The following is a 24,178-nucleotide window of genomic DNA, read 5'->3' as shown; positions in this document are numbered from 1 at the left end:
TGTGACCCAGCAACAGCCCGTCCTCGCTCTCGACGTCGGCGGCACCAAGCTCGCCGCCGGCGTCGTCGCCCGTGACGGCACCATCCAGTCCTACTGCCAGATCGAGACCGCGGTCGGCGAAGGCCCGACCGCGGTCGTCAAACGTCTGCTCGACCTCGGCGAACAGGCAGCCATCGAAGCCGGATGGTCGGGCCGGGGGTCCGCCGGCGCGGTGGAGGCCGGCGGGTCCAGCCGGGGAGCTGCCGAGGTGCCGTTGGCGGCGGTTGGGGTTGGTTGTGGCGGGCCGCTTGATCCGGCGACCGGGGTGATCCTCGGACCGCCCGGCCTGCCCGGCTGGGACGCGGTGCCGCTCGGTGCGCTCGTCGCGGAGCGGTTCGGCCTGCCGACGTACGTGGAGAACGACGCGACCGCGGCCGCGCTCGGCGAGTACCGGTGGAGCGGCTGGGGTGTCGAGAACCTCGTCTACCTGACCGTGTCCACCGGCTTCGGTGGCGGCATCGTTGCCTCCGGCAAGTTGTTCCAGGGCGCCGCCCGGCAGGGCGGCGAGCTGGGCCACGTGGTGGTCGACTGGCAAGGCCGGCAATGCGGCTGCGGCGCCCGCGGCTGCGCCGAGGCCTACGTCTCCGGTACGTCGATCGCGCGCCGCGCCGCCGAGGCCGTGGCAGGTTCCGACTCGACCCTGGCCGGACTGGCGATCACCGCCAAGGACGTCGCGGACCACGCGCGCGCCGGCGACCCGATCGCACGGGCGGTCTGGGACGAGACGACCGCGATGCTCGGGCGAATGGTCGCGGTGATCATCAACGTCTGCGAACCCGAGCTCGTCGTCCTCGGCGGTGGCGTCACCCGGGCCGGGGCGCAACTGCTCGACCCCGTCCGCGAGGCGGCGCTGCGGCAAGCGATGCCGCCGGCCGCGGCGGCCTGTGACGTCGTCCTGAGCAGGCACGGCGAGGCGGTCGGCGTGCTCGGCGCGGCCGCAATCGCCTACGAACGACTGGGAGAATCATGACCACCCGCCTGCAGGGACTCCTCGACGGTCAGCTCGACCGGCACTCGGAGGTAGCCGCGGCGATGCGGGCCCAACTGCCCGAGGTCCAGGCGGTGGCCGACGAGCTCATCCGGCGCCTGGACGCCGGCGGCGTGCTCTACACGTTCGGCAACGGCGGATCCGCAGCGGACGCGCAGCATCTGGCCGGCGAGCTGATCGGCCGCTACCTGCGCGAACGCCGCCCACTGCCCGCGGTCGCGCTGATCGGCGACGCCGCCGTGGTCAGCTGCATCGCCAACGACTACGCCTACGACGACGTGTTCGCCCGGCAGGTGACCGCGCTGGTGCGCCCGCAGGACATGGTCGTCGGTTTCAGTACGTCCGGGACCTCGCCTACGGTGGTCAAAGGCCTCGCGGCGGCCCGGGCCAACGGGGCCTGCACCGTCGCGTTCACCTCGCAGCGCGGCAAGGACCTCGCGGCGGACGCCGACCTGGCGGTCGTCGTACCGGCCGACGAGACGGCCCGGATCCAGGAAATGCACGTTCTCGCCCTCCACCTGGTCAGCGAACTCGTCGACCGCTGGGCCTCCGACTCCGACCCCCAGGAGCCTGCATGACCCCCCGTGGACCGCTCCACATGATCGGCAACGCCCATATCGACGCAGTGTGGCTCTGGCAGTGGCAGGAGGGCTATCAGGAAGTGCGCGCGACGTTCCGGTCCGCGCTCGACCGGATGGACGAGTATCCGGACTACGTCTTCACCGCCGACTCGGTCGCGTACTTCAGCTGGATCGCCGAACACGATCCGGGGCTGTTCGACCGGATCCGCAAGCGGGTGGCCGAGGGCCGGTTCGAGATCGTCGGCGGCTGGTGGGTCGAGCCGGACTGCAACATCCCGGGCGGTGAGGCGTTCGCCCGGCACGCGCTGTACTCGCAGCGCTGGCTGGCCGAGCACCTCGGCGTGATCGCGACCGTCGGGTGCAACGTCGACCCGTTCGGCCACAACGCCAACCTCCCCCAACTGCTCAGCAAGGCGCGTCTGGACTCGTATGCGTTTCTCCGACCGCAGGCGCACGAGCGGGAGCTGCCGGGCCAGAAGTTCTGGTGGGAGTCGGCCGACGGCTCGCAGGTGCTCGCCTACCGGATCCCGCACGAGTACTGCTCACCCGGCGGCGAGATCTCCGGTCACGTCACCAAGGCGCTCCAGCAGTTGCCGGTGACCACCGAACCACTGATGGTCTTCTACGGCGTCGGCAACCACGGCGGCGGCCCGACGATCGAGAACATCGAGTCGATCAACCAGCTCGCCCAGCGCGACCTGTACCCGGAGATGTTCCCGTCGACCATGCGCCGGTTCTTCGACGAGGCACGCACCTTCGACGGTCTGCCGGTGCACCCGACCGAGCTGCAACCACACGCGATCGGCTGCTACGCGGCGCACTCCGGCGTGAAGCGACAGAACCGGCTGGCGGAGCAGGCGCTGCTCGCGGCCGAGAAGTGGTCCACGATCGCGTCGACGGTGAGCGGCATGCCGGACGCGACCGGCGAGCTCGGGCACGCGTGGAAGCAGGTGCTGTTCAACCAGTTCCACGACATCGCCGCGGGTACCGCGATCGAGCCGGCGTACGACGACGCCCGCGACCAGCTGGGCGAGGCGAAGTCGATCGCAGGCCGGCTGGCGAATCGTTCGATCCAGTCGATCGCACGGCAGATCGACATCCCGGCCGAGTCCGCGATGGTGCCGGTCGCGGTGTTCAACCCGCACGCGTGGCCGGTGTCCACGACCGTGGAGCTCGAGCTCGGGTACCCGGCCCCGCTGCGAGGCGCGATCGAGCTGCGCGAAGGCCTCGACGGTCGGCAGCTCGACGTACAGGAGGTCCGGTCCGCGGCGACGGCGAACGGGCGGCGCCGGATCGCCTTCCGGGCCAGCGTTCCGCCACTGGGGTACCAGCTGTTCACGATGCGGCCCGGTGACGCGTCGTACCACCTCGGCGCCGCTGCCGACGACCGGCTGACCCTGGACAACGGCATCGTGCGCGCGGAGATCGACCGGCGGACCGGGTGGCTGAAGAAGCTCGCCGCGGGTGACGGTCCGAATCTGCTGGCCTCCGGGGTTCCGCACGCGCAGGTGATCGACGACGACACCGACACCTGGAGCCACGGGGTGCGGTCGCTGTGGAAGACGGAGGGTGCCTTCAAGGTCCAGCGGGTCCGGCGGCTCGCGGACGGCCCGGTGCGGCAGCTGATCCGGGTCGAGTCGGCGTACGGCGAATCCCGCCTGGTCGAGGAATTCGTGCTCGACGCCGAGTCGGCCGCGGTCGAGGTCCGGGTGACAGTGGACTGGCGTGAGCGACTGAAGGCGCTCAAGCTGTGCTTTCCGTTCGCAGTCACCGACGCGGTCGCGACGCACGAGATTCCGTACGGGTCGCTCGTGCGCGAGCAGAACCGCGAGGAGGTCCCGTCGCACGCGTGGGTCGATGTCTCCGGCAACGACGGCGGCGTCGCCGTGCTGAACGACGGCAAGTACTCGTTCGCCGTCGACGGGACGGTCGACGGGCGGTCGGTGCTGGCGATGACCGCGGTCCGGTCGCCGGTGTACGCCTGGCACGATCCGCGACGGCTGGACGACGACGGCGTGTACGAGTACCTCGACCAGGGAATCCAGCGCTTCACGTACCGACTGCTCCCCCACGCCGGAGACTGGCGCGCGGCCGCTGTGGTCCGCCACGCCGCCGAGCTGAATCAGCCGGCGACCCCGTTGATCGAGTGCTTCCACGACGGACCGCTGCCGTCGTCCGAGTCCTACCTGAGCGTCAACGGCAGCGATCAGATCGTCGTCGCGGTCCTCAAGCGTGCCGAGGACAACGATGGCGCCACGATCCTGCGCGCGTACGAGACGGCGGGGACGGCGGCCGAGGTCACCATCGACGTACCGTTCCTGGGCCGATCGATCGAGACCAGGTTCGGGCCGCACGAGGTGAAGACGTTACGACTTCCCGCGGACGCCGGTGCCGTCGCGACCGAGGTCGACCTGATCGAGTGGGACCCGAGCCGCCCGCCGCCGATCCCGAGCGCATGAGATGCGGATACCTCTCGACCGGGCGCCCTGGCGGGTCCGGGGGTTCCTCGGCGACGAGTGGCAACACCATCGCGTCTGGGGGCCGCTGCGAGACCGGGACGCGTGGCTGCCCGCGCGGGTCCCGGGCAGCGTCGTCGACGACCTGTGGCGCGCGAACGTCGTACCGGATCCGTATGCGGGCCTGAACACCCGCGCGATCGAGTGGGTCTCCGATCGGCACTGGGCGTACCGGCACGAGTTCCACCTGGATCCACCGGGCGATCGGCAGGCGCACCTGTGCCTGGACGGCGTTGACCACAGCGCGGTCGTCTACCTCGACGGTCAGGAGCTCGGACGGGTCGACGGCATGTTCGTCGCCACCCGGTTCGACGTCACGGAGCTGCTCCGGGACGCGTCCGATCACGTGCTGGTGATCGTCGTGGAGCCGGCGCCGGTGAGCGAGCCGCAGGTCGGGCACACGTCGAGCGTCCGCGTGCACAAGTCCCGGATGACGTACGGCTGGGATTTCTGCCCGCGCCTCGTCCACCAGGGCATCTGGCAGTCCGTGTACGTCGAGCTGACCGGACCGGCCCGGATCACCGGCGTCGACATCGGCCCGGACCACGTCACGGTCGATGCTTCCGGCAACGAAACCGTCGAGCTGGTGCTGACCGACGCCGCCGGTGCGGTGGTTGCGACCGGCGATCGTGTGCTGCGGGTGGAGCATCCCCAGCTGTGGTGGCCCAACGGCAGTGGTACGCCGTACCTGTACCACCTGACCGCTACGGCGTACTCGGGCGGACTCGTCAGCGATCGGCGCGAGTTCGACATCGGGTTCCGGACGGTGCGGTTCTTCCGGGCCGCGGGCGCGTCCGGAGACGCCGCGCCGTACGGGATGGAGATCAACGGCACGCAGGTCTTCGCCAAGGGCTGGAACCGGGTGCCGCTCGACCTCAGCTACGGCGTACCGCGACCGGAACGGCTCGCGCATCTTCTCGATCTCGCCGTCGACGCCGGCGTGAACCTGTTGCGCGTTTGGGGCGGCGGTTTGATCGAGACGTCCGACTTCTACGCCGCCTGCGATCGGCGCGGTCTGATGGTGTGGCAGGAGTTCTCGCAGTCCAGTTCGGGGATCTCGTCGACACCGTCCGACGATCTGGAGTTCGTCGCGTTGATGCGGGCACAGGCGGAGCAGCTCGTGCCGTCCCGCAAACATCATCCGTCGCTGGTGATCTGGGGCGCCGGCAACGAACTCCAGGCCGGCGAGGGCGAACCGCTCGCGGACGCCCCGGTACTGACGGCGCTCGGCGACGTCGTACGTCGGCTCGATCCCGAGCGGCTGTGGCTGCCGACCTCGCCGAGCGGGCCGGCGTTCCTCAACCGGCTCGACCTGATCCGCGACGCACCGGACGACCAGCACGACGTGCACGGACCGTGGGAACACCAGGGTCTGCGGGACCACTACACCTTGTACGACGCCGGTACGGCACAGCTGCTCAGCGAGTTCGGCGTCGAGGGGATGACGATGCCGCGCACGCTCGCCCGGGTGATTCCCGAGGCCGACCGCCGGCTGCCGACCCGGGGCCGCCCGGTGTGGGATCACCTCGGACGCTGGTGGAACAACGAATCCTTGGTCCAGGCCTCATTCGGCCACCGCATCCAGGACGTCGACACCCTCGGCCTGGCCAGTCAGTTCCTGCAGCGTGACGGTCTCGGGTACGCCGTCGAGGCACATCGCCGCCGCTGGCCGCGCTGCGTCGGGACGCTCCCGTGGCAGTTCAACGAGCCCTATCCGAACGCCTGGTGCACGGCCGCGGTCACTCACGCCGGGGAACCCAAGCCCGCGTACTTCGCGGTGGCCGCGGCCTACCGTTCTGTCCTCGTCGGCGCGACCTGCGCGCGGCAATCCTGGTCCGGCGAGCTCCGTTTGCCACTGTGGTTCCACGCCGATCAGCCGATCGAGCCGGCCACAGTTACCGCCCGCCTCATCGCTCCGGACGGCTCGGTGCTTGCCGAGGTCAGCTACAAGGACGTCGATTCACCGGACGTCGGCGAGCTGATCGCCCCGACGCCGCCGGGGCCGTTCGTGGTCGAGGTGATGCTGACGGCGGGTGAGGTACGGACGTCGAGGCGGTATGTGCTGACCGGCTCCGACGACTTCGCGGAGCTGCTCGACTGGCACCCCGAGATCGAGGTCGATCTGGTGGACGATCGCCTGGTGGTCCGGCATGTCGCCGGGCCGGTCGCGCCCTTCGTCCGGGTGCGCGACGGACGGCCGCTGTCCGACGACTCCGCCGGATGGTTGCGCGTCTCGGACAGCGGGTTCGTCCTGCTTCCTGGCGAGGAGCGGGTGCTCGACGTGCGGTGGGAGGCGGCAGGTGGTCACCGGCTGATCGCAGTTGACGGCCTGGGTCTCGACGAAAGATTGGTTCGATGCGACTGACTCTGGAAGCTGGTGACGGATCGCCGCTGAGCGAGGACGACTGGACCACGGAATTGCACGTCCGGCCGGGGGACCCTGACGAACAGGTCATCCGGCTGAGAGTGCGCTACCACGGGCCCGAGCCGATCGATGCGCGCCTCCGCTTCGAGGTGCCGGCGCCGGACGGTTCCCCGCACTGGCTGAAAGGTACTACGCCTCGGGTCACACCGCCTTCTGCCAGGGCCTCGCGTGCCGGTGGACGATGTCCGCGATCAGGGCGAGGCGGTCGCGGCAGGTCGTCGCCAGGACCGCGGACGGGTCGGCGGTCTCGAGGGCAGGTGTCCACAGCGCCCGTCCGGCCAAGGTGCCGGAGGCGCCGCCGCGGCAGGCGAGCTCCACCGCTCGCGGGAAGTCGTCGCGCGCAACACCGTTCGACAGGACGACCCACGGGCCCTGCACGGTTTCGGTGAGCTGCCGGCAGGTGTCGACGATGGCAGCCTCGTCCCCCAGGCCGCGACTAGGCACCTGGGCCTTGTAGAGATCAGGGCGAACCGGCGCGAGCGCCTCGGCGGCCTCCAGGATCGCCGTGTCCAGGTCGAAGTCGTGCTCATCGGCAGCCGGTTGTGCGACCGGCTCGAGAACGGAGAGCAGGCCTGCGTCGGTGCAACGGCGGACGAACTCCGCGGCCATCTCGAGGCGCCGGGTCTGCTGGTCGTCCCGTTTCCAGATCACGAGGAGTTTCAGCGCGACCGCACCGGCTTCCCGGGCCGCAGCCGGATCGATCGATTCGTCCAGGTGGGTGTCCGTCACCGGACCGCCACGGTCCTGTGTGAGTGCGTCGGCCGCCAGGATCCAGCCCGGTCGCGGCGGTGCGTCGTACCCCTGGTCGATCAGGAAGCCGGACGCCAGCGGCGCGAGGTGCTCGGCGACGGCCGCCTTGAACGAACGGATCGCCTCGGCGTCGTCCGGCCGGCCGTGCCCGGCCAGCATCGTGCGCAGGCTTTCACGCTGGTCCATCGCCACCATCGCGAAGGTGCCGTCGGGGTACGCGAGTGCATCCAGGCTCATGGCACCACCTTATGGAATCGATGCCAGAATGCGCCATCCCACTGCTCGGTCAGCTGTGGACAAACCTCGAAAGTCCTTGCCTGCAACGGCTCCGCCGGTTGCCCCGTGACCACCTCCGCCGCCATCAGCGCCGCTCCTTCCGCGGCGGTCGCAGGACTGTCGAGGACGGCGAAGGCGCGCCCACCGGACGCGGCGGCCTTGCGCAGCATCCAGCCACGCAGCCGTACCGGACCACCGAATGCGACCGTGCTCTGCCAATCGATCCCGAGCAACCGCGTCTGCTCCTCGGCCATCCAGCGCGCGTGGAAACTCAGCGCGTCCACCAGCGCCCGCATCTCCTCGGCCGGATCGTCCACCGGCCGCGTCGCGTCGTACGTCGGAGTGGGATCCGGCGACGGCGCCTGGCGGCCCTGTGGGTAAGGGGCGATGCTCAGCTCGCTGGGCGCACCAACGGGCTCGAGTACGTCGTTCAGCCAGTCGTACTCGCGGTTCAGCGAGGCGAGCCGTTGCTCGACCAGGCCGCCCGCTGCCCCGTTGCCGGACACCGCGCACCCGCGTACCCCGTCGACGTACCAGCCGGTGCTGATGCCCTGCTGCCGGAGTACGTCGTCCAGTACGAGGCCCTGGCTCGGTGTGATGATCGCCTCCGCCGTACCGAGCGAGTCCGCGACCTGTCCTGGATGCCGCACTCCGGCGGACCAGGCGCCGACCAGATGGTCGTGCCCGCAGAGCACCACAGGCACACCGTTCGGAGTGGTCGCGGCGACCGTCATCGGCTCGACTACGTCCGGCAAGCGGTCCAGACCGCCGTACCGGAGCAGCTCCTCGTTCCACTGCCGGCTCCGGAGATCGAGCGCCCCGAGGCGTTGCGCATGCGTGAGGTGCATCGCGTGTACGCCCGTCAGCGCGGCCAGGACCAGGTCGGGCGCACCGGTCCAGAGCCGGGTCCGCGCGAGCAGCTCGGGCCGCGTGTCCCGCAGCCAGCGCCACGTCACCACGGGGAGCTTCGGGCTGAGCCGCAGGCCGGTACGGGCGTACAGCTCGACCGGATCGAGCTCCCTGGCCTGCTCGACACCGGGCTGGTCACGCCAGGTGATCAGCTTGGTGAGCGGGCGGAAGTCACGGTCCAGCGGTACGCCGGTCTCGGCCATCGCGGTGATCCCGATAGCATCGACCTGCTGTCCCACCGACAGCTCCGCGACCAATCGCCGTACGGCGTGCTGCAGGGCTTCGGCGTCGTCCGGCGTACGCACCGAACGCACCGAGCCGTCGGGAACTCGGCACACCTTCAGGTTCGTCGTACCGACATCGACACCGAGAGCTGTCACCTGCACGACCCTAAACCGGCGATGCGATAGCGTCCGGTGTCTCCGACGAAGGAAAGTCATGGGTGAGCTAGCCAAGATCGTGGTCGTCGTACCGACCTACAACGAGCGGGAGAACCTGCCCGTGCTGGCCGGGCTGCTGTCCGACCTGAACCTGCCCGGCCTGGAGCTTCTCGTCGTCGACGACAACTCCCCCGACGGCACGGGCGACGTCGCCGACGAGCTGGCGAAGGCCTCGCCGGAGAAGGTCGGCGTACTGCACCGGACCGTGAAGGACGGCCTCGGCCGTGCGTACGTGGCCGGGATCACCCGCGCGCTCGACGAGGGTGCCGACATCGTCATCCAGATGGACGCCGACCTGTCGCACCCCGCCTCGGTCATCCCGACCATGATCGACATCCTGCGCACCACCGACGCCGGCGTCGTGATCGGCTCACGGTACGTCCCGGGCGGCTCGGCCGCCGCGGAGTGGGGCTGGCACCGGCGAGCGCTGTCCGCGTGGGCGAACTTCTACGTGAACGCGATCCTGCGCCTGCACGTGAAGGACGCCACGGCCGGGTTCAAGGCCTGGAAGGCCGACACACTGCGCTGGATCGACGTCGCTTCGATCGCCAGCAACGGCTACTCGTTCCAGGTCGAGATGAACTACCGCACGGTCAAGCGCGGCCTGAAGATCGCCGAAACCCCGATCCGCTTCGAAGAACGCACCGAGGGCGTCTCCAAGATGTCGCTCAAGGTCCAGCTCGAGTCGGCCCTGATGCCCTGGAAGCTCCTCTTCGGCCGTTAGCCGTAGCCGAGTTCGTGCAGCCGGGCGTCGTCGATGCCGAAGTGGTGGGCGATCTCGTGCACGACGGTGATGTTCACCTCGTCCACCACGTCGTCGAGGCTGTCGCAGATCCGCAGCGTCGGATTGCGGTAGATCGTGATCCGGTCCGGGAGTACGCCGCCGTAGTAGTGCCCGCGTTCGGTCAGCGGGATGCCCTCGTAGATCCCGAGCAACTCCGGCTCACCGGCCGGCGGCTCGTCCTCGACGAAGATCGCCACGTTGTCGAGCAGCGCGGCCAGCTCCTCGGGTACCTCGTCCAGCGCCTGGGACACCAGCACCTCGAAGTCGGCCCGGCTCATCTCGATCACGGTGCCAGCCTAGTAACCGCCTGGTGACCGCGTCGTGAGCTACAACCAGCCCTGGCGGGATGCCTGTACGCCGAGCTGGAACCGCGTCTGCGCGCCGAGCGCCTCCTGCAACCGGCCGATCCGGCGCGCGACCGTCCGCTCACTGACCCCGAACTCGCGGGCGATCGACTCGTCCGTGAGCCCGGCGCTCAGGTACGTCAGCAGCCGCTTCGCCTCCAGGCTGGGCCCGGCCGTGACGTCGTTCAGCTCGGTCCCGCCCGTGATCGGTACGGCGATCCGCCAGAGCGCCTCGAAGATACGTTCCAGGCCGCCGAGCAGCGGCGAGTCGTGCACCACCAGCGCGACGAACTCGGGCCCCCGGCGTACCTCGGCCCGCGCCCCGACCAGGGCCCACCGGTCGTCGACGATCGTGATGTTCAGCGGTACGTGCGGGAACACCCGGGCCTGCTCACCGGCCTCGATGCACGACTGCACCATGTGCAGCGCGTTGGCGTCCTGGAGTACGTGCGCGCCGTAGATCACGTCGTACCGGACGCCACGGCCGAGCGCCTCGAACATGCCGTCGACGATCCGCAGCTCGCGGGCCGCGAGATTGCCCACCGTCATCGCCCGGACCTGCTCCCGGGCGTCCTTCTGCACGGAGTTGAGGACCGCTTGGGAGGCGGCGTACGTCGGCAGCACCTCGACGTAGTCCTGCCGGCCGGCGGCCGCCTTCCAGAGCTCGGAGTACGCGTCGGCGCTCTCACGGGCGACCTCGGCCTGCTGGCTGTACCGCTCCGCCAGCGCACCCATCGCCAGCCGGGGCGGGCGGAGTACGACGTTGTCGCCGTCCTGCTCGACCAGTCCCAGCTCGAGCAGCTCCTGCACACCGGGACGGCTGTGATCACCGTCGCGGTTGTGCAGCAGGTCGAGGTAGAGGGGCTTCCGCTTCGGGCGAAAGACCCAGCGCCTGCAGCGGTTCCATGCCCCTGTGTACCACCGAGCGACAGATTCCCGCCATGCCGGATTCTGACAACGCCGGGCCTCGTAGTTGCCGCTCCTGGCTGCCGATACTGATGCCGCTCTCCCCCGTCCGTCCCCCTAGGAGCACTTGATGAGAAAGAGCATCGTCTGGTCGGCAGTCGCCGCCGTCGGCCTGTCGCTCGGTGTCGCGATCCCCGCGACCGCGACGCCCGCCCCCGTTGCGGCGCAGAGCGCCGTACCCCAGAACCTGTCCCCCGAGGTCCAGCAGGTCGTCGACAACCTGCCCGCGATGCGTGCCGCGGCCGAAGCCGGCCGGGCCAGGCTCGGCCTGGGCGAAAGCCCGGTGCGGGACGCCCTGCTCGCGGCGATCGACCCCACGCAGTACGAATGCTCAGCCGCGACCCCGCCGGTCGTCGCGGCGATCATGCCCGACCTGAGCACCTGGACGTTCGAGCAGCGGCTCGCGGTGCTGCACGTACTGCTTTTCGACATGGCACTGATGGACGCGGTCTACTTCCCGCAGACCGGGCCGTTCACCTACGGCGCGCGAGGTGAGTTCACTCACAAGGTCGAGAAGACGTTCAAGGACCTGAAGGGCTTCTGGGACATCGACAGCAGCGACATAGAGCTGGTCCCGGCACACGGCCGGGTGATGCTGGACGCCGACCGTGACTACCGGGTGTTCACCGTGCTCTACGGCGCCAACCCGGCCGCGTCGCGGGTCTCGGCCGACCTGGTCGCCCGGGAGCTCAACAGCGCGACGCTGGGGTACGGCGACCTCCCGCTGTTCACGTTCAACGCGTACGCCGCTCCTGGTGGCGAGGACATCCCCGGGTACGGGAAGTCGCCGCGGCGGATCGCTTACGGCGACGGCGTACTCGACGGGTTCAAGCTGGTCGGCCTCGACGACGTGGCACCGGCCGCGATCCTGGGGCACGAGTACGGCCACCAGGTGCAGTACGCCGACGGCCTGATGCGCCCCGACCTGCCGGCGCCTGAGGCGTCGCGGTGGGCCGAGCTGATGGCGGACTCGTTCAGCGCGTACTTCCTCACCCACGCGCGCGGCGAGGCGATGAACTGGCAGCGCGTGCGCGACTTCGGCCAGATGTTCTACCAGCTGGGCGACTGCGGCTTCACCGGCGCCGGCCACCACGGAACGCCGAACCAGCGGATGCGGTCGGCCGAGTGGGGATCCGGCCTGGCGGCAACCACCCTGCCCCGCGGCCACATCCTGCCCGCGCAGACGTTCGCCGGGCTGTTCAAGGCGTACTACCCGCAGCTGATCGCTCCTGACGCGACCAGCTGATTCCCGGGTGCCGTGCGCCGACCACCTGCGGCGCACGGCACCCCCCTTTCGCCTGTCCGGGAACTCGTTTTGGAAGCTGGCGCGGTCTCCTCTATGCTTACGGCTGTCCCTGGAGCTTCGGCTCCCGCGGGTCCGAGTCCCCATCGTCTAGTGGCCTAGGACGCTGCCCTTTCAAGGCGGTAACGCGGGTTCGAATCCCGTTGGGGATACGGCCGAAGGCCGGTGCAAAACCTAGCTCGAAGATGCTGTAAGATCATCGAGTCGCAAGGCCCAGTGGCGCAGTTGGTTAGCGTGCCGCCCTGTCACGGCGGAGGTCGCGGGTTCGAGTCCCGTCTGGGTCGCCAGGAGAAGGCGGCGGTGTCCAAACACCGCCGCCGAACTTTCTCCCCGGTCAGGTAGCTCAGCTGGTAGAGCGTCCGCCTGAAAAGCGGAAGGTCGGCGGTTCGAGACCGCCCCTGACCACCATCCACCCAGCGCTCGGCGAACTGCGGGCTACCGCCCGCGTTTTGCGCGCGTAGCGCGCGCCTCCACCGCCCCGCCGGCCACCTCCCACACCGTGAACCAGCTCACGCGAACTCGCGCTCACTCGTGGTGTCGAAGTTCATGCGCTTATCTTCTGGCGATGGAGTCCAGCGATTCCAGCAACACCAGCCGCTAGCCACAACCGCCGTACGACGGAAACCCTGTGTCAGCAGGCCATCTGTTGCCGCCGGTGGGATGTGCGGTCGAGCTGACGGCGGAAGGTCGGCGGTTCGAGGGCGTACCTGGCCAACCTTTAGTACCTGCGGTTTCTTGGCCGATTCTCCTGCTCGTCCAGCGATGTTGTCTGGCGATCCTCCGCGAGTTGGTGGGCGCCCGGACTAGATGGGGGTGCGGGGGTCTTTTGCTGGGCTGGGTTTGCGGGTTGGGTCTTGGGTTGCTGTTGGGGTGGTTGCTGGGCGGGCGATGTCGGCGGCGCGGGCTACGCCGGTCAGGCCGATGGTGGTGTCTGCGGCTGGTCGGGCGGTCGTGGCCTCGTGGAGTAGGGCGCGCACCACAGGGCGCGGGTCGCCGTACCGGGTGTCTCCTGCGACGGCGAAGGTGACGGGAGGTATCTGTCCGGGCGTCTCGGACACGACGCCCAGCACCCACTCGTCCGAGGGGAGCCGATCGGACGACCATGCCTGCTGCCTAAGGGGTTCCATCCCGGCGGGTGTCGGCACGACCGGGCGCACGCCGCCGTCCCACACCGGTCGCACGTCGCGGGTCTGCTGCGGCTCACCCAATGGCGTATACCGAAGCACTTCACCGCGTGTCTCGCTGGACGAGTCGGTCCAGAACGCCGCGTACCGCCAGTTTCTCGACGAGGGCTGGGCGCCGGTTCGCTCCCAGGCGCTCCGCGGAGTGAAGGTCGTGCCATCGGCTGCCAGTTCGTCCGGGAGCGAGGTCCGGCCGAGCCCGTTGTCCATTGCGCGCAGTGGGCCCTCGGCGCGTTCTAAGTGCAGCCGCTCGACGAGCGGTAGCGGGTCGCCCGAGCGCACAGGTCCGCACGGGGTGAACCGGTAGTGCGGAACCTCTCCGGGGTTCTCCGACATCACCGCCAGCACCCAAGTGTCCTCCGGCATCCGGTCAGACGGCCGTACGTCGGGGTTCGGTCGCGTATCGCGGTCGAAAATGGTGGCCGGGTCGGGCCTGCTCTGCCCGATCGACCGCAGGTCGCCGTCGAAGCGCGGTACGTTGTCACGCGAGCGCACGGACGGTCCGACCGGGGTCAGGTTGTACGCACCGGACTCGTCGCGCCACAACGCGGCGTACGTCCATCGCCCGTACATGCTCGGCCACGTGCGACTCTCGTAGTACGGCCGAGAGCTTTCGAAAGGCGCGTCGGTCATCGTCGTCCCTGTCTTTCCGGCGGGGGTCGCTCAACGACTACCACCGCTTCGGGTCAGGGCCGCGGTCCCCAAGGCGGCTACCGTGTTGGTGGTGATCGGCCGGAGAGAGGTAGCTCGTGATGCCGCAGTGAGAGGTGAAGGGCTGCCGCGCGGGGTTCTGGATGATGTAGGCAGGGCGGTTGGGGTAGAGGTCAGTCTTCTCGGTCGACTACCGGGAGGCCTCGATGTTGGGGCCATCCGGGTCCAGTTGGACGGCGAGGCAAAGGCGGTACTGAAAGCATGGCCTCGGGTGCGTTCCGACCAGTTGGACGAGTCATTGCGAGCGCAGCGAATTGTCGAGCACATGCGTGGGCGCGGTTATCCCACACCGGCCTGGCTCGCGGTGGGGGCGACGGACAGTCATGTGTGGCACTTGATCGACTTTGTTGATGGGAATCCCGTAAAAGAGCTGACCCCGTCCATCGTCGAGCAGTTGATGGAGATCAACGAACTCCAAGCCGGTCAAGCCTCCGAGCCCTACGATCATTGGGCGTATGCCTGGCGGCTCGCTACCGGGCAGGAATTCGGTCAGGACTTGGCCCCGAGCTTGTCGAGGGCTGTGGCGGGGCTTTCGGGGTATTCATCTGGGGTGTCAGGGCTCGTCGAGCGGCTGCGAGGCATGTGTGCCGACGCTTCGCCGCCAAGGGAAGCGCCTGACATGGTTCATGCCGATTTCAAGCCCGACAATGTCGTCGTCCGCGACGGGGCCGTCGTGGCGGTCGTGGATATCGGGAATGCCGGAAGCGGTACACGGGCAACGGATCTCAACACCCTGCAGTGGCACACGTTCGAGGATCCACAGCTGGACGGAGTCCGAAGGCGACTGTGGGAGACGATCCTCGACCTGGTCGGCTGGCACGGGGCCGCAGTACTCACGGCGACCAAGATCCTCCTGATGCTCGAGTTCCCCATCGGTCACGGGCGTCACGGTGTCGTTCCAGGGGTCGTCGAGCGCGGCCATCGGGCCCTCGACGAGCTGATGGCGCGGCGATAATGCGCTCATGTCATCGATACTCGGATTCGCTGCGCTGTCCGTGGTTCTCGTCATCATTCCGGGACCCGCGGTCATGCTCGTTCTCAAGAGTGCGGTCGCTCGTGGCCGCGGCCCGGCGCTCGTCACCGCGTTGGGCGTCCTGACGGCCGATCTGGTGTGGGCCTTGGCGTCGGTTGCCGGCCTGACCGCCGTACTCGTGTCTTCGCAGATCGCCTTCGACGTCGTCCGATACGTCGGAGCCGCGTACCTGATCTACCTCGGCATCAAGCTCCTGCTGACCCGTGGAACCATCACGTCCCCAGATACGGCAGTACTGACCGGCAAACCGCGAAGCCGCGTCCGCGCGTTCCGCGAAGGTCTGGTCAGCGATCTGTCCAACCCGAAGACCGTGATCGTCTTCACCAGCGTCATCCCGCAGTTCATCCACCACGGCGCGCGGCCGGTCGACACCCTGATTCTCGGTGCGGTGTTCGCAGGGATCGGCTTCCTGTCGCTGGTCTCCTACGCCCTGGTCTTCAGCGCCGCGACGAAACTCTTGCGCGATGCGCGGATAACGCGCGTGATTCTGCGCGCCGGCGGCGCGATCCTGACGGCCTTCGGTGTCGGACTCGCCGTCGAACGCCCCGCGGTCTGAACCCGTCAGCGGCGTGGCGTGTGGCTTCAGTTGGCTTCAGGTCGACTTCGGTACTACGGTAGAGCTACGGTGTACTACGGTCAATCGCCAGTTTGTCAGGAGCAATGGGGCGACGAACCGCGTGGCAGGGCCCAGCAGGCGTGCGACGGAAAGGCTTCCGGGTAACCCTCGGAGGCGTGCGGTACAGCAGGGCTCGGTGAAGTCGGTAGAGCTGGGTGTTGGCGCACCCACACTTGGTTGACCATTACGGGAGTGACAGTGGCGCCCTCTCCAGAGGCCGTACGACTCGCCAGGCGGCTCCGTGAGCTAAGAGAGTCCGAGCGACTCACGCAGAAGGAGTTGTCGAACGCCCTGAGCGTCGGCGACGGCCGGGTCGCGGTGGCGACGATCAGCTCGTGGGAGTCGCAGTCGAACCCGAAGCTCCCGCCGGAGGAGCGGTTGCGTGCGTACGCGCTGCTCTTCGCCAGCTCCCCGGCGCCGAAACGGGTGCCGCGTGAGCAGGAGCTGGCGCCCGCGCACCGCGAGCGCTTCAATTCGCTGCACCGCGAGCTGGTCAACCTGCGCGACGAGATCCGCCAGCACCAGACCGGACGGCCGCAGTCCAGCAGTTCGTACACCTTCGACTTCGAGTCCGGCCGGATCACGCTGATCTGTCCGGAGGTACCGGAGGACGGGCGCTCGAGCCTCGGCCAGGAGAACAACCCGAACTTCACCAAGCTGTACAAGTACGCCGACCTCGACGCGCTGATCGAGATGTGGGGACACGTCCGCGCCTCGAACCCGGAACTCCGGGTCCGGCACCGGCTGCCGTCGGAGGTCAGCGCGGACCACCTGTCCGGCCATCTGATCCTGATCGGCGGCATCGCCTGGAACCGCGTCACCAGCCGCCTGCTGCGGGTCCTCGACAACCTGCCGATCCGGCAGATGTCGGTCCCGGATCTGGCCGACGGTGAGATCTTCCGGTCCCGCGACGGCCGCGAGTACCGGCCGGTCTGGGAAGAGAGCAAGGAGCCGGTGGTCGAAGAGGCTCCTTCGAAGGCCGAGCTCGAGGCCGAGCAGGCCCAGGACGCCTGGCGCGGCGACACCCCGCGCGAACTCGTCGAGGACGTGGCACTGTTCGCCCGGCTCCCCAACCCGTTCAACCACAGCCGGACCATCACGATCTGCAACGGCGTCTACAGCCGCGGCGTCCTCGGCGCGGTCCGTACGCTGACCGACGACTCGGTCCGCGAGCGGAACGAGGCCTACCTGGCGAACAGGTTCCCGGGCGGCGTCTTCGGCCTGCTGATGCGCGTACCGGTGGTCAACGGCGAGGCGGTCACGCCGGACCTGGAGATTCCGGAGAACCGGTTGTTCGAGTGGTCTCCGGAGGACGAGGACGAATGAGCCGCCGGTCCAGACACATCCAGTCGTCCCACGCGGGCCTGCTCTGCGACGGCTCCGCCGCGCTACCGGCCTCCGCCAACGCCGCTCCCGACGCGATCGTCGTACCCGCCGCGCGCCCCGCGTCCGAGCTGCAGACCGTGATCTCGCTGGCGGCCCGGCTCGACGTACCGCTCGTCATCCTGTGCAGCCGCCAGGCGCAGATCGAGCAGGTCGTTCGGCGGGTGAAGAAGACGTTCGGCGCCCAGGCGCTCGTCATCGACGTACCCGAGAACTACCGGCCGCCGTGCGCGCCGCCGCTGACGTCGGCGGAGCGGTTCCAGGAGGCCTCGGCCAACCGCACCAGCGATCTCAGCGCGAAGCGCAACATCGGGCTGCTGCTGGGCCGGCTGCGCGGGTGGCACAAGATCATGTTCATCGACGACGACATCCGGGCGCTCAAGTCCTGGGACGTCCGGCGGCTGGCCGGCCAGCTCGACCGGCATCCGGTCGCGTCGATGGTGAGCCGGCAGTTCCCGGACAACTCGGTCGTCTGCCACGCGCGCCGACGGGTCGGGTTCCGGCAGGACGTGTTCGTCAGCGGTGCGACGCTCGGCGTCAACCTGCGCGCCCCGGACCTGTCGTTCTTCGCCGATGTGTACAACGAGGACTGGTTCTTCTTCGCCCGGCACGCCGCGGAGCGGGCGCTGCCGAAGATCGGCGAGGTCAGCCAGCTGCAGTACGATCCGTTCGCGGATCCGCTGCGCGCCGCCCGCGAGGAGTTCGGCGACCTGCTGGCCGAGGGCCTGTACGCCGCGCTCGAGAGCGGGCCGCAGGGTTTCGACGACCACCTCGTCACGGCGATGAGCGCCGGGCACTGGAAGGAGTACAAGGACGTCCGCCTCGACACGATCGAGCAGACGATCACCCGGCTCGAGCAGGTGGAGCACCGGCTGCTGCACGACGAGTACGACCGGATGCGGACGTCGCTGCTGACCGCGCAGAATGTTGCCGCCGGCATCTCTCCGGACCTGTGCGCCGACTTCATCGACAGCTGGCAGCAGGACGAGAAGCGCTGGCAGAAGATGTACCACCACCTGCCGACCGGCCTGAACGACCGCGACGCGCTGGCCGAGCTGCAGCTGCCGAACTGGATCTCCTGCGGGTACGGCCTACCGACCGAATCGCAGGCGGATCTCGCGCCGGCCGGAGCCGTCTGCTAGCAGCTGACGTTCTCCGGTGGGGCTGAAACCGAGACGCTCGTACACCTGCCGTGCGATCGCGTTGGTGTCGAGCACCCAGACCCGCCACTCGGTGACGTCCGGCTCCTCGTCGGCGAGCCGGCCGAGGATCGCCCGCAGTACGCCGTTGCGGCGGTACCGCGGGTCGACCCAGACCGACTCGATGTGCCGTTCGTACGTCGGCCGCCCGGCCACCCGGACCGAACTCGCCAGCCCGACGACGCGGGCCTCGTCCCGGGCGACGACCCACTGCATCCGGCGGAACCGTTCGCGCCAGCCGGCTTCACCGACGGTCACCTCGTCCTCGTAGTCGGCGAGGTACGCCGTCGGCGAGTCCTTCAGTGCGCGGAGGCGAACCTCCCGGGCGAGCGGCCAGTCATCGGCACCGAGCATGGCGAGTTCCAAGGTCCCGGACCCCTTCGGGAGATGGACAGCGTGTGCATCCACTCCAGTGTCGCCGTTTCGCCGGATCACCAAACCGATCAGTGCACAATGTCACCGGCGGTGACCGGTTTCAGTCGCAGATCGCCTGGTCGACGAACGCCTCGACCGACTCGTCGGGGTTCGTCCTGAAGTTCGGCGTGACCGCGATGGTGACCTGCCGCCGGGTGTCCTCGGTCGCGTACGAGTAAGCCTGGTACGCGAGCGCGTCGCCGTCGTTGCCGTAGACCTCGACCCCGCACGCGGTCCGGTGCCAGGACAGCCCGAGGCCGTACGTACCGCCCTCGACGCCCGGCTGCTTCATCTCGTGCAGCAGCGGCGCCGGGAGCAGCCGGCCGCCGAGCAGCGCGGCGAAGAACCGGTTCAGGTCGCGCGTGGTGGAGATCAGCTCGCCGGACGCGCCGAACAGTGACGGGTTCATCTCGGTGAAGTCGATCAGCCCGCCGTCCTTCGGTACGTACCCGTGCAGGTGCGGGCCTCGCAGGTACGTCGACGTACCGGGCATCGTCGTACCGCCGAGGCCGAGCGGGCGGATCAGGCGGCGTTCGATCTCCTCGCCGTACGTCCGGCCGGTGACGTTCTGGATGATTTCGCCGGCGAGCAGGTAGTTGGTGTTCGAATAGCTGAACTGCGTACCGGGTTTGTCGAAGACGGGTGGATGCGCGAGCGCCCGCTGGATCTGCTCGGCGGCGGTCCAGGTGCGGTACTGGTACGTGTAGAACTCGGGATTCGGCGGCATCGACAATGTGTTCTTGTAGTCGAACAATCCGCTGGTGTGGTTGAGCAATTGGCGCACGGTGATATTCGCGCCGTTCGGTACGACGCCGGGCAACCAGCGTTCGACGGAATCGTCGAGCCGCAACCGCCCTTCGCCGACAAGTTGCAGTACGACGGTGGCGACAAACGTCTTCGAAATACTCCCGGCCCGGAACCGTCCGTTCACCGGCACCTTCCGCGAAGACCCGAGCTCCGCGACCCCACTGCTCCCCCGCCAAACCTCCCCACCACTACGCACCTCAGCCACCGCCCCGATCCCCACCACCCCATCAAGCCCCCGCTGCAATTCCCCCGCCGGACCCCCCATCCCAAAAACCAAAGCCCCAACAGTCACCAATGCCGCCAACATCCCGTTCTCCCTCACTAGTCCGTTGCCCCACCCTCCCTTCCACAGCTCGTTCAAACATCAGGGATCACCCGGTAAGCCGACTACACAAACCACCCAGTTCTCCAGCAACGCCAAAGCAGCTGTACGAGAAGTCGTACAGCTGCTCAGCATGGTTGCCTGGGGCAATTAGGCGGCGACGGTAGCTTCGGTTAGTTGGGCTTGGGTGGGTTGGAGTTGGGGGGTGGCGAGGGTGAGGAGGACGTTGGCCAAGGCGAACACGGCGGCGGCCAGGAGGCCTCGTTCGTAGCCGGACTGGAGGGCTTGTAGTTGGGTGGCGCCGTGGGTGAGTTGGTGGGTGGTGTGGGTGATGGAGAGGGTGGTGACGATCGCCAGGCCCAGTGCGCCGCCCACCTGGTACATCGCGTTGACCACGCCGGACGCGGCGCCGGCTTCAGCGGGCCGTACTTCGGAGACCGCGTTGATCTGGCCCGGTACGCCGACTCCGATGATGCCGAAGCCGAAGACGATCAGGCCGGGGAGGAGCTGGCTCGCGTAGCTGCCGGTCGCATCGGCCTGTGAGAGCAGGAGCAGACCGCCGAGGCTCAGGACGGCACCGCCCAGCTGGACCGTGCGAGTACCGAGGCGCTGGACGAGTTGTGACGCGAGTACGGCGCCGATGATCGCCGCGCCGCCCATCGGGAGGAAGTGGACGCCGGCCTGGAGCGCGCTGTCGCCGCGGACCTGCTGCAGGTAGATCGCGGTCAGGAAGAACATCGACAGGAACCCGGCGCCGTTCAATGCCAGCGAAGCACCGGAGACACTCAACGCCCGCGACCGGAACAGCCGCAGCGGTACCAGCGGAGCGGCCGAGCGTGATTCCACGAAAACGAACGCCGCCAGCAGCAGCACGCCTGCAGTGAGTACGCCGATCACCTCGAAAGAACCCCAACCCGCGGGCTCCGAGCGCACTACGCCGTAGACGACCGCCATCAGCCCAGCAGTACCAAGCACTGCCCCGAGCGTGTCGAAGGTGCGCCGGCCGACGCTGTGGCGCAGGTCAGGCACGAAGAACGGGATCAAGACGACAAGAGCGATCACGATCGGGACGTTGACGAAGAAGACCCACTGCCAGCTCAGCGAGTCGACGAGTACGCCGCCTGCGACGACTCCGAGCGTGCCGCCCAATCCGGCGAGGCCGCCCCAGACGCCCATCGCGATGTTGCGTTCGCGGCCGTGGGCGAAGGTCATCGTCAGGATGGCAAGCGCTGCCGGGGAGAGCAGAGCGCCGCCGAGGCCTTGGACCGCCCGCGCTCCGATCAGGAACTCGGGCGAGTTGGACAGACCCGCGATCAGCGACGTGGCGCCGAAGAGCACGAGGCCCGCGGTGAAGACGCGGCGCGGGCCGAGCAGATCGGCCATCCGCCCGCCGAGCAGCAGGAAGCCGCCGAACAGCAGGGTGTACGCGTTGATCACCCACTGCAGGGAGTCGGCGGAGAACTTCAGATCCGCCTGGATGTGGGGCAGCGCGACGTTCACGATCGTCACGTCGAGCACCACGATGAACTGCGCGAGAGCCAGCACGGCCAGGGTGGCCCAAGGACTGCGTCGCATCGCCGTACCTCATTACCGTTAGTCAGGTCTACGCCGTATGTATACGCCGTAAGCTTACGGAGTAGACACTAGGTCTACGGTGTAGACTTGTCAACGTGATCACCAAGGAGACCTCCCGCCGGCTCGATCCGGAGCGCGTCGTGGACACCGCGCTGGCCATTGCCGACGACGAGGGCCCGGCCGCGGTCTCGTTCCGGAAACTGGCCGCGCAGCACGACGTCACCCCGATGGCGCTGTACCGGCACTTCAAGGACAAGGACGACCTGCTCGCGGCGCTGGGCGACCGGCTGCTCGCGGACGTCGTACTGCCCGAGCCGACCGACGAGCCGTGGGACAAGCAGCTGCACGCGCTGCTGACCGCGTTCGTCGACGCACTGCGTGCGCATCCGCGGCTGGCGGACCTCACGCTGCCGCGGATCCTGGTCGCGACGCCAGGTCTGGCACTGGCCGAGCGGGCACTGGAGCTGCTGATCGAGGGCGGCTTCTCGGTGGACGACGCGGCCGAGATCGGCCGGCAGTCGATCTGCTCGCTGATCGCGCTCGTCACCACGGACCCGGTCGCCCGCGAGGTGAGCGATCCGGAGGCGCGCGAGGCGTCGCTGCGCCGCAAGCGGGCCTCGCTCAGCGCGCTGTCGCCCACGCAGTACCCGCTGGTGACGTCGGCCGCCGGCGCGCTGATCTGCCCGTCGTCCCGCGATCGGTACTACGCGATCGGCGTCGACCTGGTGGTCGCCGGCATTCGCGGCGTAGTCGACCAGCCTACGCTGAGAACGAGTGTCTGAGCGGGACGAACCTGCCGGAGAGGACTACGCTCCGAAGCGGAGCCGATACCACTCTCTATGGAGGTACATCGAATGGCGGGGAAGTTCGAGCTGTACAAGGACAAGTCCGGCGAGTTCCGGTTCCGCTTGAAGGCGGGTAACGGCGAGGTGATCGCCACCAGCAGCGAGAGCTACGAGACCAAGGCCGGCGCGCTGAACGGCATCGACTCGATCAAGCGGAACGCCGCCGAGGCGAACGTCGACGACCAGACCGACTGAAACGTCAAGAAAACAAGGGGGTTTCTCCGAGGCACCGGAGAAACCCCCTTCCGCTCGAAGCAGTCAGACGCCTTCGGAAAAGACCACTCCGCGGATCTCCACGCCGAGCCCCTCGATACCCGCGTCCGGGATCATCGCGGCCAGCTCGCAGGCCCGCTCCCGGGACTCGACGTCGATCAGGTAGAAGCCGCCGAGGAACTCCTTCGACTCCACGAACGGCCCGTCGGTCACGGCCGGCACGCCGTTGCGCACCTTGACCACCGCGGACTCCGACGGCTGGGTCAGCGCGACCGTGCTGTGGAACTCACCGGACGCCTTGATCGTGTCCATGAACTTCTGGTGCCCGGCACCGATGGCCTGCTGCTCCTCCTCGGGCAGCGCCTCGAGCACCTCGGTGTTGATGTTGAGGATCAGTAGGTACTTCACGATGTCTCCTTCGGAGCTGGCGCCCGCCGATCGGGTGCCTTCAACCATCAGTACGGAGCGGGACGCCGCTTCTTGACATGCCCTAGTTTTCTCCCATGACCGGGCTGAGTCTCACAGATGTCCAGGCCGCCGCCGACCGGCTCGCCGGAGTCGCGCACCGTACGCCGGTACTCACCTCGCGGACGCTCGACGAACGGGTCGGGGCGCGGGTGTTCCTCAAGGCGGAGAACTTCCAGCGGATCGGGGCGTTCAAGTTCCGCGGCGCGTATAACGCGATCAGCCGACTCGGCCCGGAGCAGCGCGCGGCGGGCGTGGCGGCGTACTCGTCGGGGAACCACGCGCAGGCGGTCGCACTGGCGGCCCGCCTGGTCGGTACGCCGGCGGTGATCCTGATGCCGGAGGACGCACCGCCGACGAAGCTGGCCGCGACCCGCGGGTACGGCGCGGAGGTGGTGACGTACGACCGGTACACGCAGGACCGGACCGCTCTGGCCCACGAGTTGGCCGCCGAACGCGGGCGGACGCTGATCCCGCCGTACGACCACTACGACGTGATGGCCGGGCAGGGCACCGTCGCGCTCGAGCTGATCGAGGAGGTCGGGCACCTGGGTGCGCTGCTCGTTCCGGTCGGTGGCGGTGGATTGATGGCCGGCTGCGCGACCGCCGCGACGATGAAGTCGTCGGGGATCCGGATGATCGGGGTCGAGCCGGAGGCGGGTGACGACCACGCCCGGTCATTGGCGGCGGGTGAGCGGCAGCAGATCGCCGTACCGCGGACGATCGCGGACGGGCAGGCGGTCGCGACGCCGGGCGAGCTGACGTTCGAGGTGAACCGGAAGCTGGTCGAGTCGTTCGAGCTGGTCAGCGACGCGGAGATCGTGGCCGCGATGGCGTTCGCCTTCGAGCGGCTCAAGGTGGTGCTCGAGCCGAGCGGGGCCAGCGCCCTGGCCGCCCTGCTTGCCGGGCGGATCCACGGGCTGCCGGAGCGCGTCGGAGTGGTGCTTTCCGGTGGAAACGTGGGCCTGGAACGCTTCCGCGAGCTGGTCGGAACTAGCTGAACACGCAAGGACTTTAGGGTGCCCTGACCACCCTCTGTGCCCGTTGTCACAGAAAGCCACCACCGAATGTGACTGAGGTCACACCGAACCCC

Annotated in this window: 22 protein-coding genes and 3 tRNA genes; 16 read left to right on the top strand and 9 right to left on the bottom strand. The window is 68.7% G+C overall.

Annotation, left to right across the window (positions count from 1 at the left end; all coding sequences use genetic code 11):
* Position 1: 1 nt before the first annotated feature.
* Genes FB475_RS18800 through FB475_RS18785 form a run of 4 tightly spaced genes read left to right on the top strand, consistent with a single transcriptional unit; the run spans position 2 to position 6,489 of the window.
* Positions 2-1,009, top strand: coding sequence for an ROK family protein (locus FB475_RS18800; RefSeq protein WP_141857524.1), 1,008 nt, complete (start codon positions 2-4; stop codon positions 1,007-1,009).
* On the top strand, positions 1,006-1,605 hold the full coding sequence (locus tag FB475_RS18795; protein ID WP_141857523.1) for a D-sedoheptulose-7-phosphate isomerase: 600 nt from the start codon (positions 1,006-1,008) through the stop codon (positions 1,603-1,605). The genes FB475_RS18800 and FB475_RS18795 overlap by 4 nt, the downstream gene beginning before the upstream one ends.
* Complete coding sequence (locus FB475_RS18790; protein WP_141857522.1) at positions 1,602-4,067, top strand: alpha-mannosidase; 2,466 nt, start codon at positions 1,602-1,604, stop codon at positions 4,065-4,067. The genes FB475_RS18795 and FB475_RS18790 overlap by 4 nt, the downstream gene beginning before the upstream one ends.
* Position 4,068: 1 nt before the next feature.
* Positions 4,069-6,489, top strand: coding sequence for a glycoside hydrolase family 2 protein (locus FB475_RS18785; RefSeq protein ID WP_141857521.1), 2,421 nt, complete (start codon positions 4,069-4,071; stop codon positions 6,487-6,489).
* 201 nt (positions 6,490-6,690) lie between these two features.
* On the opposite strand, the gene FB475_RS18780 is transcribed toward FB475_RS18785, so the two are convergent.
* Together FB475_RS18780 and FB475_RS18775 are read right to left on the bottom strand one after the other, a co-directional pair.
* Complete coding sequence (locus FB475_RS18780) at positions 6,691-7,536, bottom strand: hypothetical protein (RefSeq protein WP_141857520.1); 846 nt, start codon at positions 7,534-7,536, stop codon at positions 6,691-6,693.
* Entirely contained in the window at positions 7,533-8,864 is a 1,332-nt protein-coding gene (locus FB475_RS18775) for an FGGY-family carbohydrate kinase (RefSeq protein WP_185759303.1), read from the bottom strand. Before FB475_RS18775 ends, FB475_RS18780 begins: the two co-directional genes overlap by 4 nt.
* Positions 8,865-8,922: 58 nt before the next feature.
* Here FB475_RS18775 and FB475_RS18770 point away from each other — a divergent pair, with 58 nt between their 5' ends.
* Entirely contained in the window at positions 8,923-9,648 is a 726-nt protein-coding gene (locus tag FB475_RS18770; RefSeq protein WP_141857518.1) for a polyprenol monophosphomannose synthase, read from the top strand.
* On the opposite strand, the gene FB475_RS18765 is transcribed toward FB475_RS18770, so the two are convergent.
* The gene (locus FB475_RS18765) at positions 9,645-9,995 is read right to left on the bottom strand and encodes a metallopeptidase family protein (RefSeq protein WP_185759302.1); all 351 of its coding nucleotides are present in this window, start codon (positions 9,993-9,995) and stop codon (positions 9,645-9,647) included. The genes FB475_RS18770 and FB475_RS18765 overlap by 4 nt on opposite strands.
* A 39-nt stretch (positions 9,996-10,034) precedes the next feature.
* Complete coding sequence (locus tag FB475_RS18760; RefSeq protein WP_141857517.1) at positions 10,035-10,862, bottom strand: LuxR C-terminal-related transcriptional regulator; 828 nt, start codon at positions 10,860-10,862, stop codon at positions 10,035-10,037.
* A gap of 226 nt (positions 10,863-11,088) precedes the next feature.
* Between FB475_RS18760 and FB475_RS18755 the strand changes: the two genes are divergently transcribed.
* The 4 genes from FB475_RS18755 (at position 11,089) to FB475_RS18740 (ending at position 12,729) form a co-directional block, all read left to right on the top strand.
* Positions 11,089-12,264, top strand: coding sequence for a hypothetical protein (locus FB475_RS18755; protein WP_141857516.1), 1,176 nt, complete (start codon positions 11,089-11,091; stop codon positions 12,262-12,264).
* Positions 12,265-12,400: 136 nt separating this feature from the next.
* A tRNA-Glu gene (locus FB475_RS18750) sits at positions 12,401-12,473 on the top strand.
* A 58-nt stretch (positions 12,474-12,531) separates the two neighbouring features.
* Positions 12,532-12,608: transfer RNA gene (locus FB475_RS18745), tRNA-Asp, on the top strand.
* Positions 12,609-12,653: 45 nt separating this feature from the next.
* Positions 12,654-12,729, top strand: a tRNA-Phe gene (locus tag FB475_RS18740).
* A gap of 395 nt (positions 12,730-13,124) precedes the next feature.
* On the opposite strand, the gene FB475_RS18735 is transcribed toward FB475_RS18740, so the two are convergent.
* Complete coding sequence (locus FB475_RS18735) at positions 13,125-14,135, bottom strand: hypothetical protein (protein ID WP_141857515.1); 1,011 nt, start codon at positions 14,133-14,135, stop codon at positions 13,125-13,127.
* Between the two features lie 82 nt (positions 14,136-14,217).
* Between FB475_RS18735 and FB475_RS18730 the strand changes: the two genes are divergently transcribed.
* The 4 genes from FB475_RS18730 (at position 14,218) to FB475_RS18715 (ending at position 18,387) form a co-directional block, all read left to right on the top strand.
* Complete coding sequence (locus FB475_RS18730) at positions 14,218-15,168, top strand: phosphotransferase family protein (RefSeq protein WP_337678210.1); 951 nt, start codon at positions 14,218-14,220, stop codon at positions 15,166-15,168.
* 7 nt (positions 15,169-15,175) lie between these two features.
* On the top strand, positions 15,176-15,802 hold the full coding sequence (locus FB475_RS18725) for a LysE family translocator (protein ID WP_141857514.1): 627 nt from the start codon (positions 15,176-15,178) through the stop codon (positions 15,800-15,802).
* A 258-nt stretch (positions 15,803-16,060) separates the two neighbouring features.
* Positions 16,061-17,188, top strand: coding sequence for a helix-turn-helix domain-containing protein (locus tag FB475_RS18720; RefSeq protein WP_185759301.1), 1,128 nt, complete (start codon positions 16,061-16,063; stop codon positions 17,186-17,188).
* Positions 17,185-18,387: a hypothetical protein gene (locus tag FB475_RS18715; protein WP_141857512.1), complete on the top strand. Its 1,203-nt coding sequence runs from the start codon at positions 17,185-17,187 to the stop codon at positions 18,385-18,387. Before FB475_RS18720 ends, FB475_RS18715 begins: the two co-directional genes overlap by 4 nt.
* Here FB475_RS18715 and FB475_RS18710 read toward each other — a convergent pair.
* From FB475_RS18710 to FB475_RS18700, 3 genes are all read right to left on the bottom strand, one after another.
* Positions 18,337-18,798: a GNAT family N-acetyltransferase gene (locus FB475_RS18710; protein ID WP_141857511.1), complete on the bottom strand. Its 462-nt coding sequence runs from the start codon at positions 18,796-18,798 to the stop codon at positions 18,337-18,339. The two genes, FB475_RS18715 and FB475_RS18710, sit on opposite strands and share 51 nt — an antisense overlap.
* Before the next feature lie 121 nt (positions 18,799-18,919).
* The gene (locus FB475_RS18705; protein WP_238332216.1) at positions 18,920-19,930 is read right to left on the bottom strand and encodes a serine hydrolase domain-containing protein; all 1,011 of its coding nucleotides are present in this window, start codon (positions 19,928-19,930) and stop codon (positions 18,920-18,922) included.
* Positions 19,931-20,137: 207 nt separating this feature from the next.
* On the bottom strand, positions 20,138-21,562 hold the full coding sequence (locus tag FB475_RS18700; protein WP_141857509.1) for a DHA2 family efflux MFS transporter permease subunit: 1,425 nt from the start codon (positions 21,560-21,562) through the stop codon (positions 20,138-20,140).
* Positions 21,563-21,657: 95 nt separating this feature from the next.
* Here FB475_RS18700 and FB475_RS18695 point away from each other — a divergent pair, with 95 nt between their 5' ends.
* Entirely contained in the window at positions 21,658-22,344 is a 687-nt protein-coding gene (locus FB475_RS18695) for a TetR/AcrR family transcriptional regulator (protein WP_141857508.1), read from the top strand.
* A gap of 72 nt (positions 22,345-22,416) precedes the next feature.
* A complete protein-coding gene (locus FB475_RS18690; RefSeq protein ID WP_141857507.1) occupies positions 22,417-22,602 on the top strand; it encodes a YegP family protein in 186 nt (61 codons plus the stop codon).
* Between the two features lie 63 nt (positions 22,603-22,665).
* Here FB475_RS18690 and FB475_RS18685 read toward each other — a convergent pair whose 3' ends face one another.
* A complete protein-coding gene (locus FB475_RS18685) occupies positions 22,666-23,028 on the bottom strand; it encodes a YciI family protein (RefSeq protein ID WP_141857506.1) in 363 nt (120 codons plus the stop codon).
* Positions 23,029-23,123: 95 nt separating this feature from the next.
* Between FB475_RS18685 and FB475_RS18680 the strand changes: the two genes are divergently transcribed.
* Positions 23,124-24,086: a pyridoxal-phosphate dependent enzyme gene (locus tag FB475_RS18680; RefSeq protein WP_141857505.1), complete on the top strand. Its 963-nt coding sequence runs from the start codon at positions 23,124-23,126 to the stop codon at positions 24,084-24,086.
* Positions 24,087-24,178 lie beyond the last annotated feature (92 nt).

It is taken from the genome of Kribbella jejuensis (assembly GCF_006715085.1).
GTDB lineage: Bacteria > Actinomycetota > Actinomycetes > Propionibacteriales > Kribbellaceae > Kribbella > Kribbella jejuensis.
Note: the sequence above shows the minus strand (reverse complement) of the source record. Positions and strands in the feature narration are given on the sequence as shown.

What these genes read in the sequence shown, in the direction of transcription:
- FB475_RS18780 (WP_141857520.1), bottom strand. Translation starts at nt 7,536, where the DNA reads ATGAGCCTGGATGCACTCGCGTACCCCGACGGCACCTTCGCGATGGTG.
- FB475_RS18725 (WP_141857514.1), top strand. Translation starts at nt 15,176, where the DNA reads ATGTCATCGATACTCGGATTCGCTGCGCTGTCCGTGGTTCTCGTCATC.
- FB475_RS18785 (WP_141857521.1), top strand. Translation starts at nt 4,069, where the DNA reads ATGCGGATACCTCTCGACCGGGCGCCCTGGCGGGTCCGGGGGTTCCTC.
- FB475_RS18770 (WP_141857518.1), top strand. Translation starts at nt 8,923, where the DNA reads ATGGGTGAGCTAGCCAAGATCGTGGTCGTCGTACCGACCTACAACGAG.
- FB475_RS18705 (WP_238332216.1), bottom strand. Translation starts at nt 19,930, where the DNA reads ATGGGGGGTCCGGCGGGGGAATTGCAGCGGGGGCTTGATGGGGTGGTG.
- FB475_RS18700 (WP_141857509.1), bottom strand. Translation starts at nt 21,562, where the DNA reads ATGCGACGCAGTCCTTGGGCCACCCTGGCCGTGCTGGCTCTCGCGCAG.
- FB475_RS18795 (WP_141857523.1), top strand. Translation starts at nt 1,006, where the DNA reads ATGACCACCCGCCTGCAGGGACTCCTCGACGGTCAGCTCGACCGGCAC.
- FB475_RS18715 (WP_141857512.1), top strand. Translation starts at nt 17,185, where the DNA reads ATGAGCCGCCGGTCCAGACACATCCAGTCGTCCCACGCGGGCCTGCTC.
- FB475_RS18735 (WP_141857515.1), bottom strand. Translation starts at nt 14,135, where the DNA reads ATGACCGACGCGCCTTTCGAAAGCTCTCGGCCGTACTACGAGAGTCGC.
- FB475_RS18680 (WP_141857505.1), top strand. Translation starts at nt 23,124, where the DNA reads ATGACCGGGCTGAGTCTCACAGATGTCCAGGCCGCCGCCGACCGGCTC.
- FB475_RS18690 (WP_141857507.1), top strand. Translation starts at nt 22,417, where the DNA reads ATGGCGGGGAAGTTCGAGCTGTACAAGGACAAGTCCGGCGAGTTCCGG.
- FB475_RS18710 (WP_141857511.1), bottom strand. Translation starts at nt 18,798, where the DNA reads ATGCTCGGTGCCGATGACTGGCCGCTCGCCCGGGAGGTTCGCCTCCGC.
- FB475_RS18755 (WP_141857516.1), top strand. Translation starts at nt 11,089, where the DNA reads ATGAGAAAGAGCATCGTCTGGTCGGCAGTCGCCGCCGTCGGCCTGTCG.
- FB475_RS18790 (WP_141857522.1), top strand. Translation starts at nt 1,602, where the DNA reads ATGACCCCCCGTGGACCGCTCCACATGATCGGCAACGCCCATATCGAC.